We start from the raw sequence: 17163 nt of genomic DNA, 5'->3' as shown, positions 1-17163 counted from the left end.
AAAGAGACTGACTTCTTATGATGAAGTCGGTCTCTATTCATTTATGTTATGTTCAATGGTAATTTAATTTCAACCGTTGTACCGGCATTTTCTTTACTATTAAATTGAATTTTCCCTTTATGTGCCTCGATAATACGAAAGCTTACCATTAGTCCTAGTCCTGTTCCTTTTTCTTTTAATGTGTAAAAAGGCTCCCCTAGTCGGCTGATCATATGTTCAGGAATGCCGCAGCCAGTATCTTTTATGTTGATGGTCACATAACCGTTTTGAGCGAGCTCTACTGACACATTAAGCTGACCGCCTGATGGCATTGATTCTAGTGCATTTTTGATTAAATTTATAAACACTTGCTTTAACTGGTTTTCATCACATATGATGAGAATTTCTTCCTCAGACGTATTTCTGCTAATAATCTCTATATTGTTTAGGATCGCTTGAGGTTCAATGATGGCTAAGACGTGATGAACAATCTTTCTTAGATCATGTTCTTGGTATTTGATTGCTTGTGGCTTTGCAAGAATCATAAAATCATTGGTAATAAGTTCGATCCGACTTAACTCTGATAGCATAAGATCAACAAATTGCTTTTCTCTCTCTTGAGCATCCTTACCTAAGATTTGGGTAAAGCCCTTTAAGGTTGTTAGCGGATTTCTAATTTCATGGGCAATGCCGGCTGCCATCTCTCCAACTACAGCAAGCTTTTCCGATTTTCTTAAAAGATCCTCGGTTTTCTTTAGTTTTGTAATGTCTATGCAGGAGCCGATAATTTCTTGTACTTCAAAGTTACGAAGAATTGGTTTAAGAGTTACGGCATAAATGCCTGTATGTCTTTCAAACTCGAAGGTTCTTTCGTTTCCTTCCCATGCTTTTTGTAAATTTGAATAGATTGTTGTGCCGAGATGACCACAGCTTTCGGGACGTAAGGAAAAGCCAACAATATCTTCTGAGATTCCCATATCATGTAGAAGTTCGCCGTGGCAAAGAGTAATCGTAAAATAATCATCAATCTTTTTAAATTTAGCAAAAACTCCTTGATGCTCTTGAATCATTTCTTTTAACTCTTCTTCAACTTTCTTAAGCTTTTCTTTAGCGAGTCTTTCCTCAGTTATATCCCTTGCAATAGCGGCAAATTGAATATACTCATCGTAATAAATAGGGTATATCGTAAAGTTTACTCTAATTGAACTAGGAGGTTCTGCTCCAATTTCATAGTCTATGATTCGGTTACCATCTAACACTTGCTTCACTAAGACATTCAATTCCTTTTCAAATAGTGGAAATGTTTTTGAAAGTGGTGTTCCTAACACCTGTCCGGCCCTTAATTTAGTAAGCTTTTCGAAGCCTTTGTTCACTTTAACAACATTTCCGTTTCGATCACAAAGGGCAATGCTATCAGGTGTGTGTGTGAAAAATGATTCTAATATTCCTTGTGTAACGGCTAGGTTCTTCTCTGCCTTTTCTTTATGTATAAACGTTAAGTGAAGGTTAGAATAGAAAAATGCCCGGTAAATAAAGGTATAGGCAATCGCTTTGTAAACATGTCCAATAATATTTACTAAATCATGTACGCTTTGATATAACGTAATTTGAAACCCGCCTATTATTAAAAGAACAAAAGCGAATAGTAAATAGACGTTCGAATCTGTTTTCACATGTTTTAATTTGCGTAAAACTAAAATAAATGAGAGGAGATGCAAGCCATTAAAAACATATTCAAGTAAATTTTTTAAAGGTGTTGGTCCGATTCCTTCAATGACTAAATGGGGAGCTTGAGGTCCAAAGGTATAGATCAAAACAGTTAGTAATGCAAGAAAAATAACCGTACCTAATAGGATCAACCTTCTGTTAAGGTTTCTTACAGTTTTCTCATCAAAAAAGAATAATATTGCCAAGGAAATGGCTTCGGTTGCTCGTGCAACGACCCAGAACCAAACAGTCTTATTTATTGAACTCTCAATAAATAACGGTGGCATGCCCGAATAGGTTAGTGTATGCATAAAATCAAAATAGCCGACAGCTAAAAATACAAAGGGCACAAAAAGCAAGGTAGTAGGAGGATTATGACCAAAGGCCTTCCAACCAAAAACAAAAATAATAAATGAGATAAACACACTATACATTTCAAGGATAAGATGTATGCTTAAATGATTTTGCGGATCATAAAAGGATTGAAATTGAAATTGAATGAGGTATAACAAGAGTAATGGTACGAAAGTATAAATAAATGAGATTGTATAGGCCTTATGGTGGTCCTGGTATGCTTTCATGATCATCAGCCTTTCTTAACTAACGATAAACCTTATATATTGAAATTTTCGACAATGATAGAGTGTTTTCCTTCAGATTCTTCCATGTTTTTTCAATATATGTAGAAATAAGACGAACTCGCTTGAAACTATGCTTTTTTTTCTGTAAAATCTATTGAAGTGTCAAAGAAAAGGAGATGATTTGATGGGGAAAGTATACGTGTTTGATCATCCATTAATTCAACATAAACTTACATACATTCGCGATGCGAAAACTGGAACAAAGGAATTTCGTGAGCTTGTTGATGAAGTAGCAAGCTTAATGGCATTTGAAATTACAAGAGATCTTCCGCTAACAGAGGTGGATGTTGAAACTCCTGTAACAACAGCAAAGTCAAAGGTACTTGCCGGAAAAAAACTAGGAATCATTCCGATCCTTCGTGCGGGATTAGGTATGGTTGATGGGATTTTAAAACTGATTCCTGCTGCAAAGGTTGGTCATATTGGTTTGTATCGTGATCCTGAAACATTACAGCCAGTTGAATACTATGCAAAGCTTCCTTCTGATGTAGAAGAGCGTGATTTTATCGTTGTAGATCCAATGCTTGCAACAGGTGGTTCGGCAGTGGAAGCCATCAACAGCTTGAAAAAACGCGGTGCAAAAAATATCAAATTTATGTGCTTAATTGCGGCTCCTGAAGGTGTAGAAGTTGTGAAAAAAGCTCATCCTGATGTTGATATCTTTATTGCAGCTTTAGACGAAAAGCTAAACGATCACGGGTATATCGTACCAGGCTTAGGTGATGCTGGAGACCGTTTATACGGAACAAAATAAAAATTATAAAAGGTCAGATCTAACAAGGCTGTTAGATTCTGGCCTTTTTTTGTACATGTTTTTTCCATGAGCGAACAAACTATAAAGGAGGTGGAACAAGATGGGGATAAAAAAAGTACTTTACATCATGCTGATGACAACAATTTGTTTTCCTAACATGGCAATAGGAGAAACCTTTCCAAACAGGCCTCCACTTCCAAATCAAACACAAGAAGAAATTCAGAAGGTTATGGTAATCGTCAAAAAAGAGGATTTTCATTCTTTTCAAAAAAAGATAGAAAGCTTCCCTCAACTAAAGATCAATCAAACCTATCAGAATGTTTTTTACGGCTTTTCAATTGAAGGTCGTACCGATAATATCATGACCTTAAAAGAGGATCCGGCCGTTATTCATTCGAGTCCTGTTGTTTCTTATGCATCACAGATTGATGAAAGTGTTCCGTTCATCGGTGGTGAAGATGTAAGAGGCTTATTTGACCGAAGTGATCACCGCTTAACTGGTGAAGGAATAAAGGTTGCTGTGATTGATACGGGTGTTGATTATCATCATCCTGATTTAAGAAGAAGTTATCATGGTGGCTTTGATGTTATAGATGGTGACCAAGATCCGATGGAAACAATGGCTCAGGACGGAAGTGAAACCATTCACGGCACACATGTAGCCGGAATTATTGCCGCTAACGGAAAACTAAAAGGTGTGGCGCCAGAAGCAGAAATTGTTGCTTATCGCGCGCTCGGACCTGGTGGCATGGGAACATCTGATCAAGTGATTGCAGCGATTGATCGAGCGATAAAAGATAAAGTAGATATTATCAACTTATCGCTAGGTAACAATGTGAATGGTCCTGATTGGCCGACAAGTCTGGCGCTTGATCGAGCGGTTGAAGCAGGAATTGTGGCTGTTACCTCTAGCGGAAACTCAGGTCCAGGCCTTTGGACAGTCGGTTCTCCAGGAACATCTTCAAAAGCAATCTCTGTTGGTGCGTCTTCACCTCCACTTCAAATGCCATATTTAAAAGTGGGCGGAATAAAAGAAGGTATCTCTATTCACTCACTGCAAGGAGCCGAGCCATGGCAATTAAAAGGGCTAGAAGAAATTGTTGATGCAGCACTTGGTTATAAAAAGGATATGAAGGATTCAGTGAAAGGAAAAATTGTTTTAGTGGAAAGAGGGAAAATCTCTTTTACCGAAAAGGTGCTAAATGCGAAAGAACGAGGAGCAAAAGCGGTGCTAATTTCTAATAATGTAAAAGGAAACTTTGCAGGGGCTTTGGAAATACCGCTCGATATACCGGTTGCCTCCATATCGAAGGAAGATGGAGTAAAGATTAGAAAGCAGCTGAAGCAGCATCCTAGTATACGAACAGAGTATAAAAAAGAAGAAGACCAGCTTGCTGATTTTAGCTCAAGAGGACCTGTTACAAGTACATGGGCGATAAAGCCAGATATTGTCGCACCGGGTGTAGCGATTGAAAGCACGGTTCCAGATGGATATTTAGCATTACACGGAACGAGCATGGCAGCGCCACATGTGGCCGGAGCATGCGCTCTAATCAAGCAGGCCCACCCAGATTGGAATCCAGAGCAAATTAAAGCGGCCTTAATGAACACGGCAACCAAATTAACAAATGATAATGAAAAAGTGTTAAAGCCAAACGAGCAAGGTGCTGGAAGAATTAATATAAAAGAAGCTGTTGAGGCAGAAGTTCTTGTCTATCCTGGTTCATTAACGTTTGGACAGTATGAAACAAATCATCCACGAACGAAGAAAACAGCAACTATTACAATTGATAATCAATCGAGCGAAGAGGAACATATCTACTTTGATATGCCAAAAAATCAACCTGGAGTTAGGTGGAAGCTGCCGAAAACCACAAGCATCAAACCTGGTGAGAAAAAACAAGTGGAACTAAGTCTAGATCTTACTCCAAGTCAGCTAAAGCCGGGCATCCATCAAGGATGGATAATGATCGAGCAAGATGGAAATGATATTGAGGTTCCTTATACGTATGTCGTAGATGAGCCGAATTATCCGAGAATTATGGGCTTTGAATTTGCCTATAGTGATGAACCTGAGGTTTATAAATACCGGATGTACTTACCGGGTGGAGCGGATGAAGTGGGGATTGCCTTATACGATCCAGATACTCTGGCATTTGTCGGCTATTTAGATTGGTTGCATGATGCTCCCCGTGGATTAGTTGAAAAAGAAGTAAAGCTAGAAGAACTTGATATACCTGAAGGGAATTATAAAGGAGTCATCTTTGCAAGTAAAAGTGGGAAAGAGGACTTGATAGAAACCGATATTTTACTTGGTGAATAATTAAGTGCATTTATTTAGTCAAGGGGTTATTGAGGGTAATTGTGAACGATTTGTGATGATTCGATAAGATTGTGAACATTTTAACTTTAAACACATTGACATCACATATACGCTATTGTATGCTAAACGAGGGTATAATGATAAGGTTTACAATTCTGACAAAAACCCGTAAATAACCCCTTATTCCGTTATAAATCTACAGTGAGGATTTATAAAATGCGACAAAAAAAACGCCATCCGTTACACGCGATGGGCCTCATGTCAGCTATCCTTTCCCAATTAGTTGGCTCCATTTTAATTGGTATTTTTGCTGGGAAGTGGGTAGATGATTATTTTAAAACAGAACCGTTGTTTTTAATCATAGGCCTTCTGCTAGGACTAGCTGCAGGTGTATACGCCATGCTTAAGTTAGTCAACCACTATTTCTCAGGAGAATAAAGATTTCATGTTTGATATGCATCTGATGTTTCGCAGATATCGAAAATACATATTTTATCTACTGGCCATTTACGTTTTAGGTTGGGGGTTCACGGAATATCAGTCTGTTTTCCTAGGATTAATATTGGGAACGTGCATCACACTATACAATCTCTGGATCATGGTGAGAAAGCATAAGCAGTTTGATGACGCATTAACTGAAGGTAGGAAAGCGGGTTCATTAGGGACAACTTCACGAATGGCAGCAGCCGGGGTCGCCGTTTTTTTTGCGATAAAGTTTCCCGAGTATTTTGATTTGATTAGTGTTATTTTTGGATTAATGACGATGTATATCGTTATTATGATAGATTATGTAATTCAACATTCACGCGCTTAGCTGGGAAGAGAGGTGAATCTATTGGGTCACGAAGCTCCTGTGGTAGAGTTTTTAGGTCTAAATTTTAATTTATCCAACGTTTTAATGATTACGATTGCTAGTTTAATCGTTTTTCTCATTGCATTTGCGGCAACACGTAATTTAGCAATGAAACCAACAGGGATGCAAAACTTTGTTGAATGGATTGTCGATTTTGTAAAAAATATTATCGGCAGTACGATGGATTGGCAAACAGGCGGACGTTTCTTAACGTTAGGTATGACATTATTAATGTATGTATTCGTAGCAAATATGCTCGGATTACCTTTCGCAATTGTTGTGGGTCATGATTTATGGTGGAAATCACCAACAGCAGATCCTGCCATTACATTAACTCTTGCAATTCTAGTAGTAGCATTAACACACTACTATGGAATCAAGATGAAAGGTGCATCTGAATATGGTAAGGACTTTTTAAAACCGATGCCATTTATGTTCCCATTAAAGATTATCGAGGAATTTGCCAACACATTAACGCTTGGTCTTCGTCTTTACGGGAATATCTTTGCAGGTGAGATTTTATTAGGCTTGCTTGTTAGTCTAGCAACAAGCGGTTATGCTGAAAGTTTTGGAAGTGGTATTATCGGCTCTCTTGTAGCAGCAATACCAATGCTAGTATGGCAAGGATTTAGTATCTTTGTCGGTGCAATCCAAGCATTTATCTTCACTATGTTAACGATGGTTTATATGGCGCACAAAGTGAGTCATGACCATTAATCAATATATGTTCAATTATTTGAACGAAATATAAAGTACTATTATTTTTTTCATACATTAAAGGAGGAAATTAAACAATGGGTTTATTAGCAGCTGCAATTGCAATTGGTTTAGCGGCACTAGGTGCTGGTATTGGTAACGGTCTTATCGTATCTCGTACAGTAGAGGGGATTGCACGTCAACCTGAAGCTCGTGGAGTTCTTCAAACTACAATGTTCATCGGGGTAGCATTAGTAGAGGCGATTCCAATCATCGCGGTAGTTATCGCATTCATCGTAATGGGTCAATAATTCGATAAGTTAAAAGAATTCATATGGCGAAGATCATTCAAAGCGAACCTTCGCCATTCCTTTATGCACAGATAAGTAAACTGGTTATAGATAAACTTAGTTTACTTTAAAACTATGTAATGAATAAAAGGGTTTCAAGGAACGAGTAGTTCAAGGAAGCGACTGAGGAGGTACCGGAGCGTACGACCGTACGTGAGGATGCCGACGAAGAAGCTGACGCAGAAATACGACGTTCATCGGAAGCCGTGAACTTACTAACCCATCATGGAACTCTTGAAGGGAGTGAAACCGAGCAATGTTAACATTTGATCTTGCTTTAGGTGCGTCTACAGGCGGCCTTAACACAGGTGATATCATATTTCAGCTTTTAATGTTCTTAATCCTTCTTGGATTACTTGGTAAGTATGCATTCGGACCAGTTATGGGCATTATGAAGCAACGTGAAGAGCATATTGCAAATGAAATTAATAGTTCTGAAGATAGAAATAAAGAAGCACAGAAACTAGTTGAAGAGCAACGTGAGTTATTAAAACAAGCACGTCAAGAAGCTCAAACTCTAGTGGAAAATGCGAAAAAGCTTGGTGAGCAACAAAAAGAAGAGATTATCCAAGCAGCTCGTTCTGAAGCAGGACGTCTGAAAGACTCTGCACTAAAAGAAATCGAGCAAGAAAAAGACAATGCTGTTGCTGCGTTACGCGAACAGGTTGCATCATTATCAGTACTTATTGCTTCTAAAGTAATCGAAAAAGAGTTGAACGAACAAGAACAAGAAAAATTGATTAACGACTACATCAATGAGGTAGGCGAAGGTCGATGAGTAATGGAATCGTTGCAAAACGTTATGCGGTAGCTCTTTTTCAACTTGCGAAAGAACAAAATGTTATTGATCAAATCGAAAACGAATTGCTCGTTGTAAAAGAAGTCTTTACAACGAATCAAGAACTTATAGATGTACTAAACCATCCAAAAGTTACAAATGAAGCGAAAAAATCAATCGTAAAAGAAGCATTTTCAAGCCTTTCACAACAGGTTGTTAACACGCTTTACCTTTTAGTTGATCGTCATCGTGTAGATGTTGTAACAGAAATTGTTAACCACTTCGTACAAAGTGCAAATGAAGAGCGCGGTACAGAGGATGCAATCGTATACTCTGTTCGTCCATTATCAGATACTGAACTGTCTGCTATTTCAACTTCATTTGCGAAAAAGATTGGTAAGTCTTCACTTCGTTTACAGAACGTTGTGGATGCTAAACTAATTGGTGGCGTTAAGCTACGAATTGGCAATCGTATTTATGATGGAAGTGTTAGCGGTAAGCTTGAACGTATAGAGCGACAATTGGTCGCAAACAGATTGTAGATAGGGGTGAAACTCATGAGCATCAAAGCTGAAGAAATTAGTGCGCTTATAAAAAAGCAAATCGAAAACTATCAGTCTGAAATCAAAGTAAGCGATGTTGGTACTGTAATCCAAGTTGGGGACGGTATCGCTCGTGCTCATGGCCTCGACAATGTCATGGCTGGAGAGCTTGTAGAATTCGCAAACGGCGTTATGGGTATGGCTCAGAACCTTGAGGAAAATAACGTTGGTATTATCATTTTAGGACCTTACACAGATATCCGTGAAGGTGACGAAGTTCGTCGTACAGGACGCATCATGGAGGTTCCTGTAGGTGAAGCATTAATCGGTCGTGTTGTTAACTCATTAGGACAGCCTGTAGATGGTCTAGGTCCAATTGAAACAACAAAAACAAGACCAATCGAAAGTCCAGCACCTGGTGTTATGGACCGTAAATCAGTTCATGAGCCACTTCAAACTGGTATCAAAGCGATTGACGCTCTTGTACCAATCGGTCGTGGTCAACGTGAGTTAATTATCGGTGACCGTCAAACAGGTAAAACGGCTGTAGCAATCGATACAATCTTGAACCAAAAAGATCAAGATATGGTATGTATCTACGTTGCAATTGGTCAAAAAGAATCAACTGTTCGTGGAGTTGTTGAAACTTTACGTAAACACGGTGCATTAGATTACACAATCGTTGTAACAGCTTCTGCATCACAACCAGCTCCAATGTTATTCTTAGCACCTTATGCTGGGGTAACAATGGGTGAGGAATTCATGTACAATGGCAAGCACGTTCTTGTAGTATATGATGACCTTACAAAACAAGCTTCGGCATACCGTGAGCTTTCATTATTACTACGTCGTCCTCCAGGCCGTGAAGCATATCCTGGTGACGTTTTCTACCTACATTCACGTTTGTTAGAGCGTGCAGCAAAATTAAGTGATGCAAAAGGCGCAGGTTCTTTAACTGCATTACCATTCATCGAGACACAAGCTGGTGACGTTTCTGCTTATATCCCAACAAACGTTATCTCAATCACTGATGGACAAATCTTCCTTCAGTCTGACCTGTTCTTCTCTGGTGTACGTCCAGCGATTAACGCAGGTTTATCTGTATCTCGTGTAGGTGGTTCAGCACAAATTAAAGCAATGAAGAAGGTTGCTGGTACATTACGTCTAGACCTTGCTTCATACCGTGAGCTTGAAGCATTCGCTCAATTCGGTTCTGACCTTGATAAAGCAACACAAGCAAAATTAAACCGTGGTGCGCGTACTGTTGAAGTATTAAAACAAGGTTTAAACAAACCATTAAAAGTTGAAAAACAAGTTATGATTCTTTATGCATTAACTCGTGGATTCCTTGATGATATCCCAGTAGTAGATATCACTCGTTTTGAAGATGAGTTCCATGCATACACAGAACAAAATCATAAAGATCTTCTTGAAGAAATCCGTACAACTGGCGGACTTCCAAAAGATGACGCTCTAAAGACTGCGATCGAAGGATTCAAAAAGACTTTTGCTCCTTCTGAACAATAATAATTCGTGAGTGAAGGCTCTTGCAGGGCTTTCACTCAGACTGTTAATAGATGATTTTTTAAATAAAGGTGGTGAGAACCTTTGGCATCATTACGCGATATAAAATCAAGAATTACGTCTACTAAAAAGACGAGTCAGATTACAAAAGCGATGGAGATGGTTTCAGCTGCAAAGCTTAACCGTGCAGAAAACAATGCAAAAGCATTCGGACCTTATATGGAGAAAATCCAGGAGGTTGTTGCAAGCATCGCAAACGGTAGCACAGACGTAAGTCATCCAATGTTAGAAAGCAGACCAGTTAAGAAAACAGGTTATCTGGTAATTACATCAGACCGTGGATTAGCAGGTGCTTTTAACAGTAGTGTTTTACGTGCAGTTTACCAATCTATTCAAAAACGTCACAAGTCAAATGATGAATTCGTCATTATTGCAATCGGTAAAATGGGCCGTGATTTCTTTAAAAAGCGTGGTATGAACGTAATTTCTGAAATTACTGGTATCGGTGATGAAACTTCTTTTGCTAGCATTAAGGACATTGCAAGTGGTGCTGTTAGCATGTTCGCAGACGGTTCATATGACGAACTATACATGTATTACAACCACTTTGTTAGTGCCATTCAACAAGATGTTACGGAAAAGAAGCTTCTTCCACTATCCGATATTTCTTCAAGCAAAGGTTTAACTTCTTATGAATTTGAACCAAATCAAGAAGAAATTCTTGAAGTGCTGTTACCTCAATATGCTGAAAGTCTCATCTACGGAGCACTACTTGATAGTAAGGCTTCTGAGCACGCAGCTCGTATGACAGCAATGAAGAATGCGACTGATAATGCAAAAGAACTTATCAATGGACTTACTTTAACATACAACCGTGCACGTCAAGCTGCGATCACACAAGAAATTACCGAGATCGTTGGTGGAGCGGCGGCTTTAGAATAGTAAATTCTATTTAAAAATAGTGACATCTTACTTAGTTTCGGTGTCTAGCTCAGCGCCTAGTCCCTCGAGCCATAAGCCAATCATGAATTGAAGGCAAAGAAAAGAACGCCTTCATTTCATGATCGTCTTATGCTTGTCGGGCCTGAACGAGGCGCTTACGCATTTCATAGTTAGGAGGGAAAACGATGAATAAAGGACGCATTACTCAAATTTTGGGTCCGGTTGTTGACGTAAAGTTCGAGAGCGGTCAACTACCAGACATTTATAATGCCCTTACAATTAAAACAGAAGCGAATGATAACGAAGTCGCTATCGACCTTACATTAGAAGTTGCCCTACATTTAGGTGACGATACAGTTCGTACTGTTGCAATGTCTACAACTGATGGTCTTGTACGTGGAGTAGAGGTAACAGACACAGGTGCACCAATCTCAGTTCCTGTTGGTGATGTAACACTTGGTCGTGTTTTCAACGTTTTAGGTGACAACATTGACTTAGATGAGCCAATTGCTGCAGATGCACGTCGTGATCCTATTCACAGAGCAGCTCCTAAGTTTGATCAACTTTCAACTGAGGTTGAAATTCTTGAAACTGGAATTAAAGTAGTAGACTTATTAGCACCTTACATTAAGGGTGGTAAAATCGGTCTATTCGGTGGTGCCGGTGTAGGTAAAACTGTATTAATTCAGGAGTTAATCAACAACATCGCTCAAGAGCACGGCGGTATCTCTGTATTCGCTGGTGTAGGTGAGCGTACTCGTGAAGGAAATGACCTTTACCACGAGATGACTGACTCAGGCGTTATCAAGAAAACAGCAATGGTATTCGGACAAATGAATGAGCCACCTGGTGCACGTATGCGTGTTGCCCTAACTGGTCTTACAATGGCTGAATTCTTCCGTGATGATCAAGGACAAGACGTTCTATTCTTCATGGATAACATCTTCCGTTTCACTCAAGCAGGTTCAGAGGTTTCTGCCCTACTTGGTCGTATGCCATCTGCCGTTGGTTACCAACCAACATTGGCTACAGAAATGGGTCAATTACAAGAGCGTATCACATCTACTAACGTAGGTTCTGTTACATCAATCCAAGCGATTTACGTTCCAGCCGATGACTACACGGATCCGGCTCCGGCAACAACTTTCGCTCACTTAGATGCAACAACGAACTTAGAGCGTAAATTATCTGAGATGGGTATCTATCCAGCGGTGGATCCTCTTGCTTCAACTTCACGTGCATTATCACCTGAAATCGTTGGAGAAGAGCATTACGCTGTAGCTCGTCAAGTACAACAAACATTACAACGTTACAAAGAGCTTCAAGATATCATTGCAATCCTAGGTATGGATGAGCTTTCTGAAGAAGATAAATTAACAGTTGCACGTGCTCGTCGTGTTCAATTCTTCTTATCTCAAAACTTCCACGTTGCCGAGCAGTTCACTGGCCAACCTGGTTCATATGTTCCTGTTAAAGAAACAGTTCACGGGTTCAAAGAGATTCTAGAAGGTAAATACGATCACCTTCCTGAGGATGCGTTCCGTCTAGTTGGACGTATTGAGGAAGTTATTGAAAATGCTAAACAAATGGGTGTAGAAGCCTAATTTTGGGACCTAGGAGGGTATGAGTATGAAGACAGTATTAGTCAATGTCGTTACTCCCGATGGCCCAGTTTACGATGCAGACGTAGAGATGGTGAGTGTAAAAGCTCAAAGCGGTGAACTTGGTATTTTACCAGGACATATTCCTATGGTTGCTCCATTACAAATTGGAGCAGTTCGCCTAAAGAAAGGGAGCGGCACTGAATTTGTTGCTGTGACTGGCGGCTTTATCGAAGTACGACCTGATAAGGTAACAATTTTAGCTCAAGCAGCTGAAACGGCAGAATCTATTGATGTAGCTCGTGCAGAAGCAGCTAAAAAACGTGCTGAAGAACGTCTAAATCAAAAAACAGACAATATCGATTTTAAACGCGCTGAACTAGCACTACAACGTGCAATCAACCGTTTAAACGTAACGAAATAATAAAAAAGGATGGTGCTTCGGGGCACCATCCTTTTTTGCTTGTATGGGGTATATAGGTAACCTAATTTTGTATTTAAGAGGAACTATCCCCATCACTTACTTTTCATACTCATTCGCATATATCGCTTAAACAGCACTTGCTGACTTTCATCTTTATGCGAAAGATAGAATTGTGGAAACAGATTTTCAAAGTATTGATGAAAACGGCCATAGCGTATGCCCATTACATATTTTTGATCTGCATAAGGATATTCTTCGACAATCCATTCAGCAGTTCCGTCATGATGTGTGACCAATACCTCACATAAATATAGACTCATACATGTTTCAAACTCTTCAATGGTCATTTGTATGTCAAAAAAATAGTTATTTCGGAATAACTGAAAATAAAATTCCTCTAAGGAAATAAGACTTTTAGGTGAAAAATCAAGAAGGACATCGTACTCTTTTGTGATTTCTTCTAAGAGCTTAAGATGTTCCTGGCGATGTTCGTAATAAAAAGCCTTCGCGGCGTAAATATTATCAAAGAAAGGTAATGTTGAAGCATACTCTTGGATTGAATCGTGGTTGTTTTCGAAATGTAATTGCATGTTCTTCCCCCTTCGCCCTGTCAAGTCTATATATTGTCATTCTAAATGATGATATTTAGCAGCACCTGCTGCTTCTGAAGTATAACACATAAAATGGCTTGGAAAATCTGTAACAATTTTTTCATAAATGAGGAAGTAAGTGGATGGTGAAAGATAGTAAAATAGAAAGGTGAGCCTTTTTTGGCCTACAGTTTCTTACGTGACCTTAGCAAGCCTTTTGTAAAAGTAAAGACATTATACGTTAAATTTTTATTAAAAGAAAAAATCAATCATGTTACATGGAAAGGTCAATATACTATTCAAGGGTATATATCACATCAAGAAAAAAAGATTGATTTTTTAGCTAATATAGGTCATTTTGAGGTTGTATTTAGCAGAAAAAAAGGTATGATTTATATTGCTCTGTGTTTTTTGCAAAATAAAAAATAATCCTTGGAAATGGATTATTGGAGGGGTGAAGCATGCCCGACTATGGACAACTGGCCTTAATAAGTATGGTTGTACACCTAGCTTTCATCGTAGTAACTTGGTGGGCCTTACAAGCATTAAACATTGAAAAATGGATAAAAGCGGGCAAAGTCATTCAAGCGAAGGTACTTCTTATATTATTAACCATTGCCATTGGATCATTAGTAAGTAATTTTTTCCTTGATTATTTATTATGGTCTCAGCAACTTCCATCACTTTTTTAAAGAAAACGTTGGTTTATAGCTGGTTTTAAACGGGAAATAGGTACATATTGATCGTTTGACAGAATTGTCTATTATTGACGACTTTTTCCACGTATGGACACTTTTTATCCGGTAACAATGTTACTAAGGAGAGGAAGTGGCCGTGTATGAGATATAAAGGGATAGGAATTATGGTATTAACGTTGTCAATACTTTTTAGTTTCGTGGCAAATCACATTGGAGCAACTGAACGTCAATCGAAATTACTTCAAATTGCTAAAGGTATGGAACATCAAGATATTGACATCAAAGAATGGTCTTTATATGCAAAACAGGTTGTCAGCAATAAATCAATCGATGAAGTGAAACAAATGACAGACCAATACCGTCAATTTAATTGGACGTTTTCAGAGGACGATAACGTTTATAAAGCGATTGGTGTTTATAACAATAGAGAGAAAAATGTGACAGAAAAGCTTCAAATTTTAAACACCCTCACAAACAATCAATCACAATCGTATATCCTTTATGAGGTTAAGGGTGTAAACTCACAAAAAAATTGGAACAACATCAACGAATACTTCCAAACAAATGCATTCGACATCTTTCATGAAAAACCTACAACTTTTGCTTGTATGGCTGGAATCATTAATGATAATATGGAAGGTGTTTTGAATCAAAAATCAAAAAACTTGTTAAAAGAATTTGAGGCGAAACCGGTAGAACAACTGCAGGAACCAGATTTTCTTTCGGTATCGGCTAAAACCCCTATTTGGGAAGACACTATTCCAACAGATGAAAACAACATGAACATACAAATTGCATTAAGAACTGACGGATTGGGCGGTAAAACTACGGTCGTTATAGGAACACCAATCATTACGTCTGAATATTAATATAGAGAAATTGGGACGCGGAGGGGAATACTTTGGAAAAAATCATCGTCCGCGGCGGTCGTAGGTTAAACGGTACTGTGCAAGTTGAAGGAGCAAAAAATGCCGTTCTACCAGTTATCGCTGCATCATTATTAGCAAGTGAAGATAAAAGTATCATAAGTAATGTGCCTACGCTCTCCGATGTGTATACAATTAATGAAGTTCTTCGCCACTTAGGCGCAGATGTCCATTTTGAAAATAATCAAGTGATTGTAGATGCATCAAAAGAGCTATCAACGGAAGCACCATTTGAATATGTAAGAAAAATGCGTGCCTCTGTACTTGTCATGGGAGCACTTCTAGCTCGTAATGGTCATGCGCGTGTTGCATTACCAGGCGGCTGTGCAATTGGCTCACGTCCAATTGATCAGCATTTAAAAGGCTTTGAAGCAATGGGAGCTTCGATTAAGGTTGGTAACGGCTTTATTGAAGCAGAAGTAAATGGAAGACTAAAAGGTGCTAAAGTTTACCTTGATTTCCCAAGTGTTGGTGCAACAGAAAACATCATTATGGCAGCTGCTTTAGCAGAAGGAACAACGGTACTAGAAAACGTAGCTAAAGAACCTGAAATCGTTGACTTAGCAAACTATATCAATGCCATGGGTGGTAAAATCCGCGGTGCCGGTACAGGAACAATTCGTATTGAAGGTGTGGAAACACTAAAAGGTATTAACCACACAATCATCCCTGACCGTATTGAAGCAGGTACGTTCATGGTAGCTGCAGCAATCACAGGCGGAGACGTTCTTGTAAAAGGAGCAATTCCAGAGCATTTAACATCTCTTGTTGCAAAAATGGAAGAGATGGGCGTTAAAATTGTTGAAGAACAAGAAGGGTTACGTGTCATCGGACCTGAGAAATTAAAATCTGTAGACTTAAAAACAATGCCACACCCAGGTTTCCCAACAGATATGCAATCGCAAATGATGGCATTGCTACTATGTGCTAACGGAACTAGCATGATCACAGAAACAGTATTCGAAAACCGTTTCATGCACGTGGAAGAATTCCGTCGTATGAATGGAGATATCAAAATTGAGGGACGTTCTGTTATCATCAATGGACCTGTAAAGCTACAAGGTGCAGAAGTAGCAGCAACTGACCTACGTGCTGGTGCCGCACTAATCCTAGCTGGATTATGTGCAGAAGGCCATACACGTGTCACTGAACTAAAACACCTAGATCGTGGCTATGTAAACTTCCACGAAAAACTTGCAGCAATCGGCGCTGATATCGAACGTGTAAAAGAAGAAATCACAACAAAATCTGATCAGCAAGCAGCTGTATCATCAGATTAATATGCCTTCATAAAAGGAGCAGGAGTCAGCAATTGCGCCCTGCTCCTTTTATTTTTATAAGTACGCATAACATTCACAAATATGTAAAGAAATTAATTCTTTTTACGACTTTACTAGAATACCTTTATTTGTTGGAGATTATACGTGGAATTTTATAAAACTTGGTGAAAAGTAAGTGAAAGGGGATTAACGGTGGTTTTTGAAAGAAAAAATTGGGGGCAGCGGGGGAGGAGTGTTGTTCATAATGGTGATGAACGACAAAGCGGAGGTCGGTTGAGAGTGGAGTGTCGTACATAATGGTGATGAACGACAAAATGGAGGTCAGTTGAAAGCGGAGTGTCGTACATAGGGGTGATGAACGACAAAACGGAGGTCGGTTGAAAGGGAAATGTCGTACATAAGGGTGAAGCAGATCTTACTCCGGTTCCTGCCGAGATAATTGGAAGAAGAATTGATGTATGAGGCAACCGATACTGTAAGAATCGGGACAAAAACCAGCATAGAGAGAAGGATGTGTCCCGATACCCTGAGAATCGGGATAGAAACCGTTAAAGA

18 protein-coding genes are annotated in these 17163 nt (G+C 39.1%); 16 read left to right on the top strand and 2 right to left on the bottom strand.

All coding sequences use genetic code 11. From position 1 onward, the window contains the following. Positions 1–41: 41 nt before the first annotated feature. Positions 42–2267 carry an MASE3 domain-containing protein gene (locus D9842_RS18990; RefSeq protein WP_162987510.1) on the bottom strand — a complete coding sequence of 742 codons (2226 nt, stop codon included), beginning with the start codon at positions 2265–2267 and terminating at the stop codon, positions 42–44. A 184-nt stretch (positions 2268–2451) separates the two neighbouring features. Between D9842_RS18990 and upp the strand changes: the two genes are divergently transcribed. The 12 genes from upp (at position 2452) to D9842_RS18930 (ending at position 13114) form a co-directional block, all read left to right on the top strand. Beyond that, the gene (gene upp / locus D9842_RS18985; RefSeq protein WP_121663871.1) at positions 2452–3081 is read left to right on the top strand and encodes a uracil phosphoribosyltransferase; all 630 of its coding nucleotides are present in this window, start codon (positions 2452–2454) and stop codon (positions 3079–3081) included. A 100-nt stretch (positions 3082–3181) separates the two neighbouring features. Then, positions 3182–5404 (top strand): S8 family serine peptidase, encoded by a 2223-nt coding sequence (locus D9842_RS18980; RefSeq protein WP_121663870.1) that lies wholly within the window; start codon positions 3182–3184, stop codon positions 5402–5404. A 216-nt stretch (positions 5405–5620) separates the two neighbouring features. Then, positions 5621–5842, top strand: a complete 222-nt coding sequence (locus D9842_RS18975; protein ID WP_098795458.1) for an AtpZ/AtpI family protein — start codon at positions 5621–5623, stop codon at positions 5840–5842. A gap of 7 nt (positions 5843–5849) precedes the next feature. Beyond that, the gene (locus D9842_RS18970; protein WP_121663869.1) at positions 5850–6218 is read left to right on the top strand and encodes an ATP synthase subunit I; all 369 of its coding nucleotides are present in this window, start codon (positions 5850–5852) and stop codon (positions 6216–6218) included. Between the two features lie 21 nt (positions 6219–6239). Then, on the top strand, positions 6240–6974 hold the full coding sequence (gene atpB, locus D9842_RS18965; RefSeq protein ID WP_121663868.1) for a F0F1 ATP synthase subunit A: 735 nt from the start codon (positions 6240–6242) through the stop codon (positions 6972–6974). 77 nt (positions 6975–7051) lie between these two features. Then, positions 7052–7264, top strand: coding sequence for a F0F1 ATP synthase subunit C (atpE, locus tag D9842_RS18960; RefSeq protein WP_066230901.1), 213 nt, complete (start codon positions 7052–7054; stop codon positions 7262–7264). A 295-nt stretch (positions 7265–7559) separates the two neighbouring features. Next, positions 7560–8081 (top strand): F0F1 ATP synthase subunit B, encoded by a 522-nt coding sequence (gene atpF, locus D9842_RS18955; protein WP_121663867.1) that lies wholly within the window; start codon positions 7560–7562, stop codon positions 8079–8081. Next, a complete protein-coding gene (locus tag D9842_RS18950; RefSeq protein ID WP_121663866.1) occupies positions 8078–8623 on the top strand; it encodes a F0F1 ATP synthase subunit delta in 546 nt (181 codons plus the stop codon). Before atpF ends, D9842_RS18950 begins: the two co-directional genes overlap by 4 nt. Before the next feature lie 15 nt (positions 8624–8638). Further along, a complete protein-coding gene (atpA, locus tag D9842_RS18945; RefSeq protein WP_121663865.1) occupies positions 8639–10150 on the top strand; it encodes a F0F1 ATP synthase subunit alpha in 1512 nt (503 codons plus the stop codon). An 81-nt stretch (positions 10151–10231) separates the two neighbouring features. Then, positions 10232–11089 (top strand): F0F1 ATP synthase subunit gamma, encoded by an 858-nt coding sequence (locus tag D9842_RS18940; protein ID WP_121663864.1) that lies wholly within the window; start codon positions 10232–10234, stop codon positions 11087–11089. A 185-nt stretch (positions 11090–11274) separates the two neighbouring features. Further along, entirely contained in the window at positions 11275–12693 is a 1419-nt protein-coding gene (gene atpD, locus D9842_RS18935) for a F0F1 ATP synthase subunit beta (protein ID WP_121663863.1), read from the top strand. 25 nt (positions 12694–12718) lie between these two features. After that, a complete protein-coding gene (locus D9842_RS18930) occupies positions 12719–13114 on the top strand; it encodes a F0F1 ATP synthase subunit epsilon (RefSeq protein ID WP_121663862.1) in 396 nt (131 codons plus the stop codon). Between the two features lie 92 nt (positions 13115–13206). Here D9842_RS18930 and D9842_RS18925 read toward each other — a convergent pair whose 3' ends face one another. Continuing rightward, positions 13207–13704, bottom strand: a complete 498-nt coding sequence (locus D9842_RS18925; RefSeq protein WP_121663861.1) for a hypothetical protein — start codon at positions 13702–13704, stop codon at positions 13207–13209. Positions 13705–13884: 180 nt separating this feature from the next. Here D9842_RS18925 and D9842_RS18920 point away from each other — a divergent pair, with 180 nt between their 5' ends. The 4 genes from D9842_RS18920 (at position 13885) to murA (ending at position 16608) form a co-directional block, all read left to right on the top strand. Continuing rightward, entirely contained in the window at positions 13885–14133 is a 249-nt protein-coding gene (locus D9842_RS18920) for a hypothetical protein (protein ID WP_121663860.1), read from the top strand. Between the two features lie 32 nt (positions 14134–14165). Next, a complete protein-coding gene (locus tag D9842_RS18915; protein ID WP_121663859.1) occupies positions 14166–14396 on the top strand; it encodes a DUF1146 family protein in 231 nt (76 codons plus the stop codon). A 146-nt stretch (positions 14397–14542) separates the two neighbouring features. Next, the gene (locus D9842_RS18910) at positions 14543–15271 is read left to right on the top strand and encodes a YwmB family TATA-box binding protein (RefSeq protein ID WP_121663858.1); all 729 of its coding nucleotides are present in this window, start codon (positions 14543–14545) and stop codon (positions 15269–15271) included. Positions 15272–15303: 32 nt separating this feature from the next. Beyond that, on the top strand, positions 15304–16608 hold the full coding sequence (gene murA, locus D9842_RS18905; protein WP_121663857.1) for a UDP-N-acetylglucosamine 1-carboxyvinyltransferase: 1305 nt from the start codon (positions 15304–15306) through the stop codon (positions 16606–16608). Positions 16609–17163: the final 555 nt, after the last annotated feature.

The organism is Metabacillus litoralis, assembly GCF_003667825.1.
GTDB lineage: Bacteria > Bacillota > Bacilli > Bacillales > Bacillaceae > Metabacillus > Metabacillus litoralis_B.
Note: the sequence above shows the minus strand (reverse complement) of the source record. Positions and strands in the feature narration are given on the sequence as shown.

Bases quoted from the DNA above. Each gene is read 5' to 3' on its own strand.
- D9842_RS18990 (WP_162987510.1), bottom strand. From the start codon at position 2,267: ATGAAAGCATACCAGGACCACCATAAGGCCTATACAATCTCATTTATT.
- D9842_RS18925 (WP_121663861.1), bottom strand. From the start codon at position 13,704: ATGCAATTACATTTCGAAAACAACCACGATTCAATCCAAGAGTATGCT.
- D9842_RS18910 (WP_121663858.1), top strand. From the start codon at position 14,543: ATGAGATATAAAGGGATAGGAATTATGGTATTAACGTTGTCAATACTT.
- atpF (WP_121663867.1), top strand. From the start codon at position 7,560: ATGTTAACATTTGATCTTGCTTTAGGTGCGTCTACAGGCGGCCTTAAC.
- D9842_RS18930 (WP_121663862.1), top strand. From the start codon at position 12,719: ATGAAGACAGTATTAGTCAATGTCGTTACTCCCGATGGCCCAGTTTAC.
- D9842_RS18980 (WP_121663870.1), top strand. From the start codon at position 3,182: ATGGGGATAAAAAAAGTACTTTACATCATGCTGATGACAACAATTTGT.
- atpE (WP_066230901.1), top strand. From the start codon at position 7,052: ATGGGTTTATTAGCAGCTGCAATTGCAATTGGTTTAGCGGCACTAGGT.
- upp (WP_121663871.1), top strand. From the start codon at position 2,452: ATGGGGAAAGTATACGTGTTTGATCATCCATTAATTCAACATAAACTT.
- D9842_RS18915 (WP_121663859.1), top strand. From the start codon at position 14,166: ATGCCCGACTATGGACAACTGGCCTTAATAAGTATGGTTGTACACCTA.
- D9842_RS18975 (WP_098795458.1), top strand. From the start codon at position 5,621: ATGCGACAAAAAAAACGCCATCCGTTACACGCGATGGGCCTCATGTCA.
- atpD (WP_121663863.1), top strand. From the start codon at position 11,275: ATGAATAAAGGACGCATTACTCAAATTTTGGGTCCGGTTGTTGACGTA.
- atpA (WP_121663865.1), top strand. From the start codon at position 8,639: ATGAGCATCAAAGCTGAAGAAATTAGTGCGCTTATAAAAAAGCAAATC.
- D9842_RS18970 (WP_121663869.1), top strand. From the start codon at position 5,850: ATGTTTGATATGCATCTGATGTTTCGCAGATATCGAAAATACATATTT.
- D9842_RS18950 (WP_121663866.1), top strand. From the start codon at position 8,078: ATGAGTAATGGAATCGTTGCAAAACGTTATGCGGTAGCTCTTTTTCAA.